The 9170-nt window shown below is 63.7% G+C and carries 10 protein-coding genes and 1 tRNA gene; 4 read left to right on the top strand and 7 right to left on the bottom strand.

Going from position 1 to position 9170, the window contains the following annotated elements; translation table 11 throughout:
• From Q0O40_RS05595 to Q0O40_RS05585, 3 genes are all read right to left on the bottom strand, one after another.
• Positions 1–147 (bottom strand): CvpA family protein (locus Q0O40_RS05595; protein WP_295527286.1); only part of this gene is annotated, 147 nt, incomplete at its 3' end.
• 11 nt (positions 148–158) lie between these two features.
• Positions 159–1529 (bottom strand): DNA repair protein RadA, encoded by a 1371-nt coding sequence (gene radA, locus Q0O40_RS05590; protein WP_295527282.1) that lies wholly within the window; start codon positions 1527–1529, stop codon positions 159–161.
• A gap of 53 nt (positions 1530–1582) precedes the next feature.
• Positions 1583–2908, bottom strand: a complete 1326-nt coding sequence (locus Q0O40_RS05585; RefSeq protein WP_295527279.1) for a HAMP domain-containing sensor histidine kinase — start codon at positions 2906–2908, stop codon at positions 1583–1585.
• A gap of 142 nt (positions 2909–3050) precedes the next feature.
• Between Q0O40_RS05585 and Q0O40_RS05580 the strand changes: the two genes are divergently transcribed.
• The 3 genes from Q0O40_RS05580 (at position 3051) to Q0O40_RS05570 (ending at position 6401) form a co-directional block, all read left to right on the top strand.
• Positions 3051–3290 carry a hypothetical protein gene (locus Q0O40_RS05580; protein ID WP_295527276.1) on the top strand — a complete coding sequence of 80 codons (240 nt, stop codon included), beginning with the start codon at positions 3051–3053 and terminating at the stop codon, positions 3288–3290.
• Positions 3287–4945 carry a tetratricopeptide repeat protein gene (locus Q0O40_RS05575; RefSeq protein WP_295527274.1) on the top strand — a complete coding sequence of 553 codons (1659 nt, stop codon included), beginning with the start codon at positions 3287–3289 and terminating at the stop codon, positions 4943–4945. Before Q0O40_RS05580 ends, Q0O40_RS05575 begins: the two co-directional genes overlap by 4 nt.
• A 61-nt stretch (positions 4946–5006) precedes the next feature.
• Positions 5007–6401 (top strand): hypothetical protein, encoded by a 1395-nt coding sequence (locus Q0O40_RS05570; RefSeq protein ID WP_295527271.1) that lies wholly within the window; start codon positions 5007–5009, stop codon positions 6399–6401.
• An 8-nt stretch (positions 6402–6409) separates the two neighbouring features.
• Here the strand turns inward: Q0O40_RS05570 and Q0O40_RS05565 are convergent, their stop codons facing one another.
• The 4 genes from Q0O40_RS05565 to efp all read right to left on the bottom strand — a co-directional run bounded on the left by Q0O40_RS05565 (position 6410) and on the right by efp (position 8686).
• Positions 6410–7075, bottom strand: a complete 666-nt coding sequence (locus Q0O40_RS05565; RefSeq protein WP_295527268.1) for a response regulator transcription factor — start codon at positions 7073–7075, stop codon at positions 6410–6412.
• Positions 7076–7150: 75 nt separating this feature from the next.
• Positions 7151–7234: transfer RNA gene (locus tag Q0O40_RS05560), tRNA-Leu, on the bottom strand.
• Positions 7235–7290: 56 nt separating this feature from the next.
• Positions 7291–8115 carry an inositol monophosphatase family protein gene (locus Q0O40_RS05555; protein WP_295527266.1) on the bottom strand — a complete coding sequence of 275 codons (825 nt, stop codon included), beginning with the start codon at positions 8113–8115 and terminating at the stop codon, positions 7291–7293.
• A 7-nt stretch (positions 8116–8122) separates the two neighbouring features.
• On the bottom strand, positions 8123–8686 hold the full coding sequence (gene efp / locus Q0O40_RS05550; RefSeq protein WP_295527264.1) for an elongation factor P: 564 nt from the start codon (positions 8684–8686) through the stop codon (positions 8123–8125).
• Positions 8687–8780: 94 nt separating this feature from the next.
• On the opposite strand from efp, the gene Q0O40_RS05545 reads away from it, so the two are divergent.
• Positions 8781–9167: a hypothetical protein gene (locus Q0O40_RS05545; RefSeq protein WP_295527261.1), complete on the top strand. Its 387-nt coding sequence runs from the start codon at positions 8781–8783 to the stop codon at positions 9165–9167.
• Positions 9168–9170: the final 3 nt, after the last annotated feature.

Raw genomic sequence — 9170 nt, 5'->3', positions numbered from 1 at the left:
GGTCAGCGGTTCATGCAAGGTGTGAACCGCGATCAACGCAATACACCACGCCGCAAGCGACAGCACTTCCTCGACAAAGCCCCGAAAAAAGCCGCCAATCGCGCAAACCGCGATCACCAGAAGCACTACATAATCAAAACCGGTCATCGCGCGCGAAGTTAGGCCCCCGCCATGACCCGGTCAACGAGATTTGGCAGCAGGCGGATCGGCGCATAGCTAAGGCCCGGGGCGTCCTCGCCGTTTGCGGCCTGCGGCCCATGCGCCTTCGAAAAGCCCAGCTTGGCCGCTTCCTTGATGCGAATCCCCGCATGCGCGACGGGACGGACCTCGCCCGCCAGCGAAATCTCGCCAAACCAAACCGCGCCGTGCGCCAAGGGCCGGTCGGCCAGCGCCGAGACCAGCGCTGCTGCGACCGCCAGATCGGCAGCGGGATCGGTCAGACGATAACCGCCTGCGACATTGAGATAGACCTCGGCGCTCGAAAAGCTGAGCCCGCAGCGCGCCTCCAGCACGGCCAGCAACATCGCGAGGCGTCCGCTGTCCCAGCCTACCACCGCGCGGCGCGGCGTGGCCCCGCTTGCCAGCCGCACCGTAAGCGCCTGAATTTCCACCAGCACCGGCCGTGTGCCCTCCAGCGCTGGAAACACCGCGCTGCCCGCCACCGCTTCTGAGCGGCCGGAGAGGAACAGCAGCGATGGGTTGCCCACTTCCTCCAGCCCCGCCCCAGCCATCGCGAACACGCCGATCTCGTCCACCGCGCCAAACCGGTTCTTGAGCGCGCGCAGGATGCGGTATTGATGGCTGCGTTCGCCCTCGAAGCTCATCACCACATCGACCATGTGCTCCAGCACGCGCGGACCGGCAATAGAACCATCCTTGGTTACATGACCTACCAGTACCAGCGCCGCGCCGGTCTCCTTGGCATAGCGGATCAGTTCGAACGCGCAGCCGCGCACCTGGCTAACGGTGCCCGGCGCGCCTTCGATCTGATCGGAATGCATCGTCTGGATCGAATCGATGACCAGCAGCGCAGGCGCGCTCATTCCGCCTAGCGTGGTCAGGATATCGCGCACCGATGTGGCTGCGGCGAGGCGCAGCGGCGCCTTGCCCAGGCCGAGGCGGTCCGCGCGCAGGCGCACCTGATCGGCCGCTTCTTCGCCGCTGATGTAGATGGCATCGCCGCCCGCCATGGCGATCTTCGCGGCGGCCTGCAGCAGCAGAGTGGATTTGCCGATGCCGGGATCGCCGCCCATCAGGATCGCCGAACCGGGCACCAGCCCGCCGCCCAGCGCGCGGTCAAATTCGGCAAGCCCGGTTGGCCGCCGCACAGGCAAAGTTACCGGCGCATCGAGCGAGGCAAATGTGAAAGCGCGCCCACCGCCGGAAAGATCGTGCTTTGCCGAAAACACCGTTTCCGGCGCATCCTCGGCCAATGTGCTCCACTCGGCGCAATCTGGGCACTGGCCCTGCCAGCGCAGCGAGACACCGCCGCAGGCCTGGCAGACAAATCGGCGTTTGGGTTTAACCATAAAACGCCACCTATCGTGAACATAATAAGAACACAAGCGCCCTTATCGCGGCTTCAATCCGCCTTTGTCATGGGCAATTCGCAATAGAACGCTGCGCCGTGCCGCCATGCCGCATCAATCCCGACGCTTCCCCCCATCAATTCGGCCATGCGCCGTGACGATGGCAGGCCAAGGCCCACTCCCTTATGGCCGATCGGATCGGCGCCGATAGGCTTGATGTCATCAAACAACGTGGCAGCTTGCGCCGCCAACACCCCCCGGCCATTATCAACGACATAAATCCGGATGCTCGCTCCGCGCCGCCGCGCACCCACCAGAATTCGGGTTCCGCGCGAATGGCGCATGGCATTGTGCAAAAGATTGCGCAGGATGCGCACAAGCAGCGTCGGGTCTGCCGCGACCGCCGCTCCGCACGATGCGCGGCTGATGGCAAAGCCGCTGACAGCCGCGATCTCAGCCACTTCGGCGCAAACGCGCGGGAGGATATCCGCCAGCGAGGTTTTACCGACGTTCGGCTTGATCATCCCGCCGTCGAGCCGCAAATGCTCAAGCAGTTGATCGAGAAGCCCAGCAGCCTCGGCAAAGGCAAGCCGCGCATTCACGACCGTCGCGTCGCCGCCAGCAGGCTGACGCGCAGCTATCCGATTGAAAAATAGCGCGGCTGCTTGCAACGGCTGACGCAAATCATGGGTGGCGGCGGCAATGAAGCGGGTCTTGGCACGGCGCGCCTCGGTTGCGGCATCGAGAGCGGCCGCCAGATCGAGCGAAATCGCCTCTGCTGCAAGCCGCGCTGCGATCGCCGAGCGAATGGCCACCTTCAAGGTCGCCGCTACGCCGATCATCAAGGCGCCGAAAGCCACGAGAAACAGCGCCAGGCCCGTTGAATAAGGGCCCGGTGTCATTACAAAGAACAACGCAGCCGAACCGAAAATCGAAACGACGGCAAAGACGATGGTTCCCAGCGATTCGGCGGTGGAGATCACCTGGCCCGAAACGCAAGCAGCGTAGAACACCACCATCAGCAGGCGCAGCGGCTCCGAGGCATAGGGCAGCAGCAGCCAGACACTGGCCCCAACAGCGGTATCGAACAGGATGGCGGCGAATTTGCCGAGCGGTGACCACACCGCCATGATCTCGGCATCAGAGGGCTTGCGCAGCACAACCGCAAGCGGAATCGCAACCAACACCGCGATCGCGATCAGCACCAGTCCGGTCCAGGTCCATAGCCGGGCGAGCGGAACAATATCAACGAAGAGATTGTGGACGTAAGCGAGCGTGCCCGCGACCAGAATCGTGAACGCGCCGGAAACGGCGAACTCGATCCGCGATTCTGCGGCGCGGATGCGGGCGCGTTCGGCGGGGTCATTAGCAGTGGTCACATCTGCATCATTGACTGTCGCACCGCGCTTGCCAACCCCCGAACCGGCTCGCCCATTCGGCTCAGCCAATCGGGCGAAGTCAGCTTGTTCCGAAGGGTGCACAACGCCGGGCAACAGCAGCATTCCTGCGAAAGGCTTCCTTATGAGCTACACTCTCATTGCCGCATTGCTGCTCCCACCGCCGGTCTGCACCGAGCCTAGCCACGACCGGCTGATCGTTCAGGCCGGGCGCGATGTGTGCGGAGCAGCATTGAATGCCAGCGGCAAGCCGCGTTCGGCGGGATTTCTGCCCACGGTCTGCGCCGATCCGCGCGCGGTTTACCGGGTGGATGCGGCCCGCAAAGTTGATCTGTGCGTCCCGCCCGAAGCATCACGCGCATGACCGAGCGGGCCATCATCCTCTTGGTCGGCGCAACCATGCTCGGCGGCTGCGGCGGCGGGCTTTCTGCTCCTGTCAAAAGCGTTGCGACGCTCGCTGCGCCGCTTGATGAGGCGACCTTGCGCGAACGCGGGATCGCGGCGCTTACAGCAGGGGAAGCAAGGCCTGCCATCGCCGCCTTTTCAGAGCTGACCGCCCGTCGCCCGCGTGATCCGGTGAGCCAGACCCTGCTCGCGCTATCGTATCAAAAGGCCGGCGCGACCGATCCTGAAGCGACCGAGCTGGCGCTGGCGGGATACGATCTGGCGCTCAAGGCCGAACCGGGCAATTTCTGGGCCGCCGCCATGGCTGGCCGCGCCGCATTCGATCGCGGCCGCTTCGAGGAAGCAACCAAACGCTTCGCGCAGGCAGTGGTGGCAAAGCCCGATGACGCCGAAGCCATGCTCGCGCTGGCGTCGGCGGCTTACCGCAGCGGCGATCCGGTGCTCGCCGCCACCGCCGCCGCGCGCGCCGCCGATCTTTCCGGCACCAGCCAAGGCAAGTCGGCCTCGCTGCGGCTGGCGGCGCTGGCCGAAGCCGCCGCAGGCGACGCTGTCCGCGCCGCCCAGCACCTCGCCGAACTCTCCAAGATCGATCCGGCCGCCGCCTCGGCGATCAACAGCCGCCTGCGCCAGCTCACGCAAACCGCCCCGGTCGACCAGCTTTCGGCGGGACAAATGCCGCCCCCAAGCGAGGCCCCGTCCCAGATCTCGGTCGATGTCGCCATCGTGCTGGCGCAAAACACCGCGCGCGAGCGCATCGGCATGAACCTGCTCGATGGTCTGCGCCTGCAATACGGCACCGCGCGCGCCGACACGCGGCGGATTAACGGCGGGGACTTTCCGTCCGATACCCGCGAACGCGTCATCACCGAGACGATCAGCATCCCGCAGCTCACCTACAACATCAACATGTTCAACCGCGGCGGCCAGTTTTATCAGGTGGTCGCGCGCCCCAACCTTACGGCCTATCGCGGCGAGATGAGCGAGTTTTTCGTCGGCCGCACGCTCAAAGTTGCCGTGAGCGGGATCAATACCAGCCAGCTCGAACAGATCGACATAGGCATCGAGCTCAAAGTTACACCGATCGAAATCACTGCCGATGGCACGCGCGTGCGCATCGAGACAGGCCGCTCGTTCCTAACCGCCGATGCCGCAGGCAACTTCAACGAGGCGCTAACGACCTTCCGCCAGAAAGTTGCGGCCACCGCTGAAATCCGTTTCGGCGAAACGCTGGTGCTCTCGGGGCTTTCCGAAAGCGTCGACGATGCGACTTTCTCCAAAACCCCGGTACTTGGCGATATCCCGCTGGCAGGATCGTTCTTCAACGAGCGCGGCAAAAACTCGCGCCGCGATTCGGTGTTGATCCTTGTAACCCCGGCGCGCCCGGCGGCGCTGCCCGGGCGGCCCTGGGCGCGCGCCGAGGCGACCCAGCGGTTGATCGACCTGTGGACACAAGTCATCGATCCTTCCTCGAACGGAGTCGACTCTGCCGCGCGCCTTGGCCGGATGCGCCTCTTCACGCGCATGGCTCCCGGCGATTCCCCGCTCGCCTGGCCCGATCCCGATGCGATCAGCACACGGATGCTCGGCGACCTGCTCGGCCCCGGCGGACACTGAGATGCCTGCTCGCTCAAGCAACTATCACCCGACAAATGCCGCCTGCTAAAGGAGTTTGACTATGCTGAAGTCGATCAGAACCGCCTTGTTCCTGACCGCAGCGTTTGGCACCGCCGCACTGGCCGCCCCTGCGCAAGCAAAATGGGAAACAGCGCATGGGTTCCCCAACCCACTGACGTTGGATTGCTCGGCCGTGCATACCAAGAATCCCCAATTGCGGGAGACCGACGGACGTCCGTTTGATGTTCCTGCCGGTTTCGTCGGCGAGATCGAGATTTATGGACAGCTGATCGATTTGAGCAAGGTCGTCGCCGTATCAGGCCTCACAGGGGTCACAGCAACCATATCGCGGACGGTTGCCGGCCCTGTAAACTTTGCCCGCAGCTGCGGGGCCATCGGTTCAATCGTGATCAAGCTTGATGTCAAACGAAACATTCCCAAGGCAACGGGAAGTCTGCAGATCGGCGGTGACAGCTTCCCGCTGCGCGTAGTGAACGCGGCTATCAATCGCACGGCATGGAGCGAGGCGACAATCAAGGCCGGGCGTGGGGCAAATGTCGGCACGCCGGGCACCCCCAATCCAGCCGCGATCCTGACTGGCGGCCCAACCACGTTGCCAGAACCCGATTACCCCGCTGGCATCGGCGAATGCATCGACGATTTTGGCGGCAAGGCCGAATTCAATGCCAATTTTGCGTCCTCGCCCACCATTCTCACGATTACCCTGCCGCAATCGCGCACCTCTGACCAGATCGCCTGCTTGATCCGCCCGGCTCTGTTCCAGGTTAGCGGGACGAACGTCCAGGGCGATGTTGGCGGCCCACTTGCGCCAAACAGCTTTCCTTATCCCGGCTTCAGTCAAACACTCCTGCCGCCGCGCTATCAGGGTTCCACGAGCGGCCTCACAGGCCCCGCACCGCTGCCAGCGCCAGCCATCTCCATGCAGATCATCGCGCTGACCCGGGACACCGCGGCATCGTTTGTCGGCGAACGTCAGATTGCGCTCACCAGTGCGACCACCAATGCCAACCCGCTGACGCTGGTGCTGCGCTCTGTCCCCTACAACGGCATCCGCTCGATCCAGGGCGTACCTTTTAACGGGGCCCGCATTGCCTCCGCCTTCGACGTTCGCTTCGACTTTCTCGCCGCTTTTCGCGGTCCGGAATCAGTTGCATGGCGGATCGCAGCGGTGACTGGGGCGAGCCCGCTAACCTGTTTTACTGCAGCAAGCGGAACGCTGACCGCAACCGCAGCGATCGGCAGGCTGCCTCTTACCGCAACCGAAGCCGCTGGCTGCACCGGTTCACGCTTTACGCTGCAGATCGCACCTGCGATCAATGGCGCGGGCTTGTTTGCCGCGCCCTTTGTTCAGAGCGTGACCTTCACCCTGCCCGCGCGGTCCTTGCCAGTGCAAACCTTACTGCCGCCTCAGCGCATCACCGTACCGCCGCGCTGAGATCGCGGTCACACGAGGCCTTGCTCGCGGGCGAGAATGGCGGCTTCGGTGCGGTTGCTCGCGCCCACCACCGCGATGATGTGCGCAATGTGCGTCTTGACGGTCGCGGGCGAGAGGCCGAGCAACCGCGCAATCTCCTTGTTGGATCGGCCGCGCACCATCTGGTCGAGCACATCGCGCTGGCGGCTGCTGAGGCGGCCAAGCGTGGTCTCGGCAGGTGGCAACGCGGCGTGGTCTGGAGCGCTTGGGGCGATAGGCGCAGCGCAAGTCGCCTGAGACGCCAGTTCGGCTAGACGGGCTGGCAAATACCGCCCTCCTGCCATCACAAGCCGGAGGGCCGCCTCAACCACGCCCGGTTCAACCGATTTGGGCACGAATCCGTCGATCCCCAGCGCCAGCGCCGCCATCAGATCTTCATCGCTGTCAGACCCTGTCAGCACCACGATCTTGGCGTTCGGCGCGCGTTGGCGCAGGCCGCTCAGCCCTTCGATCGGACCAATTCCGGGCATATGCAGATCGGCCACAATCAGGCTGATCGCATCGCATGCTTCGGCATGTGCCCATGCCCCGGCAAAATCGGGTGCGGTGAGCACGGGCAATCCCACGATATCTTCCAGTACCAGCGCGAGCGCCGCCCGCACTAGCGGATGATCGTCACAAGCCAATGCTGCCAAGAGAACCCCCGTTCACATGCCAGAGCCGGAATAGTCCAGAGCCGCGTGCGGCTCGAGCAGGAACATTCGGAACGATGGTGCCCCTGGCCAGACTTGAACTGGCACGTCTCTCGACAACCGATTTTGAGTCGGTCGCGTCTACCATTCCACCACAGGGGCACTGTCAGCCGCTTAGCGGCTTGGCCTGTAGAGTTCAAGATCACGCTTGCTCAACCTCAGGCGGACTTTATCGCGCCTGCCACCATCTTGTGCAGCTTGGAATGCAGCGCGTCGTTGCCTGCCAGCACAGTTTCATCACAGATCGGCTGCGAGCGCCCGCGATAATCGGTCACAAAGCCGCCCGCCTCGCGCACCAGCAAGCATCCGGCGGCGGTGTCCCAAGGCTGCAGGGAACTCTCCCAGAAGCCATCGAAGCGCCCCGCCGCGACCCACGCCAGATCGAGCGAAGCCGCGCCATAGCGGCGAATGCCGGCCACGCGCGGGCCGATATCGTGATAAATCCGGGTCCACTCGCCCATGTCGCCGCGCCCCGAAAACGGAATGCCGGTGGCGATCAGCGCTTCGTCGAGATTGCGCCGCGCCGAGACGCGCAGCCGCCGATCATGGAGCCACGCGCCGCTGTTCTTCTCCGCCCAATAGCTCTGGTCGGTGATCGGCTGATAGACGATCCCGGCCGTTATCTCACCCCACGCCTTGCCATCGAGCGTGCGCTCCTGCACCGCAATCGAAATCGCGAAATGCGGAATCCCGTGCAAAAAGTTGCTGGTGCCATCGAGCGGATCGATAATGAAGCGCGGCTTGCCCTCCTCACCCGGGATCTCGCCGCCTTCCTCCATCAGAAAGCCCCAACCCGGACGCGCGGCGCGCAGCTCGTCCCACAGCGTGCGTTCGGCGGCCTGATCGGCCTTAGACACGAAATCGGCAGGTCCCTTGCGGCTCACCTGCAAATGCTCAACTTCGCCGAAATCGCGGCGGAGGCGCTGCCCGGCCTTGCGGGCAGCCTTCTCCATCATGCGCATCAGGCCGGAAATGGCAGCCATTACCAGATCAGCCTATCTTGCCGACATAGCTGCGCTCGTAGACATCAACGATGATGCGCGTGCCGCTGGCGATGAAGGGCGGAACCATCACGCGCACGCCGTTGTCAAGGATCGCCGGTTTGAAGCTGGACGAGGCAGTCTGCCCCTTCACCACCGCATCGGCTTCGACAATCGTGGCTTCGACCTGCTCGGGCAGTTGCACCGAAATCGGACGCTCATCATACATTTCAAGCAGCACGGTCATACCGTCCTGCAGAAACGCAACCGCATCGCCAATGAGATCGGCGGGCAGCGTGATCTGGTCGTAGGTTTCCACGTCCATGAAGATCAGGTCGTCGCCTTCCTTATAAAGGAACTGGAAGTCCTTCGTATCAAGGCGGACGCGCTCGATGGTGTCCTGGCTGCGAAAACGGACATTGGTCTTGCGGCCATCGATCAGGTTTTTCATTTCGACCTGCATGAACGCCCCGCCCTTGCCGGGCTGGGTATGCTGCGTCTTGGCAACCTTCCAGATGCCCTTTTCGTATTCCAGAATATTGCCAGGACGAATGTCCACGCCGCTGATTTTCATAATGGAAAGAGCCCTGCTGTGATCTTGAGACCGCGCGCCTTAGCGCCAAGTGCCGATTGCTACAAGCTGTGGCTGCGTGCTAACCGCTTGGGCCATGAAATGGTTGTTCCTCTTTGCGCTGCTTGCGCCGCTTTCGATCTCTGCATCGCGGGCAGCGCCGGGCGGTTCGATGAGCATCCTGAGCACAGGGCGATGGACTTGCGAACTGCCCGGAGACGCGGCGAGCCCACCGGTCCGACAGCCTGCCGAGGACTTTGAAATCGTGCCCGACTCAAGCTACCGCATCGCCGATGCACGGCGCGGAACCTATCTGCGGCTTGGCAGCAACTTTACCATGACCTCAGGCCCGTTTGCCGGGCGGCGCTACCACCTTTCCAGCGAGACCGAGTCGCAACGGCTTGGCGGGGACGGCAAGCCGCTTGCACTTCGCTGTGTCAGAGGCGGCGCGGCAGGCGGCGGCCCGGCCAGCTCCCGGATGTGATCA

It is taken from the genome of Novosphingobium sp. Chol11, assembly GCF_945870625.1.
In the GTDB taxonomy this organism is placed as follows: domain Bacteria; phylum Pseudomonadota; class Alphaproteobacteria; order Sphingomonadales; family Sphingomonadaceae; genus Novosphingobium.
This window is presented reverse-complemented; position numbering and strand designations above follow the sequence as displayed.

Excerpts from the sequence above, each read along its gene's own strand:
- radA (WP_295527282.1), bottom strand. The coding sequence starts at position 1,529 with ATGGTTAAACCCAAACGCCGATTTGTCTGCCAGGCCTGCGGCGGTGTC.
- Q0O40_RS05555 (WP_295527266.1), bottom strand. The coding sequence starts at position 8,115 with ATGGCTGCCATTTCCGGCCTGATGCGCATGATGGAGAAGGCTGCCCGC.
- efp (WP_295527264.1), bottom strand. The coding sequence starts at position 8,686 with ATGAAAATCAGCGGCGTGGACATTCGTCCTGGCAATATTCTGGAATAC.
- Q0O40_RS05545 (WP_295527261.1), top strand. The coding sequence starts at position 8,781 with ATGAAATGGTTGTTCCTCTTTGCGCTGCTTGCGCCGCTTTCGATCTCT.
- Q0O40_RS05575 (WP_295527274.1), top strand. The coding sequence starts at position 3,287 with ATGACCGAGCGGGCCATCATCCTCTTGGTCGGCGCAACCATGCTCGGC.
- Q0O40_RS05570 (WP_295527271.1), top strand. The coding sequence starts at position 5,007 with ATGCTGAAGTCGATCAGAACCGCCTTGTTCCTGACCGCAGCGTTTGGC.
- Q0O40_RS05580 (WP_295527276.1), top strand. The coding sequence starts at position 3,051 with ATGAGCTACACTCTCATTGCCGCATTGCTGCTCCCACCGCCGGTCTGC.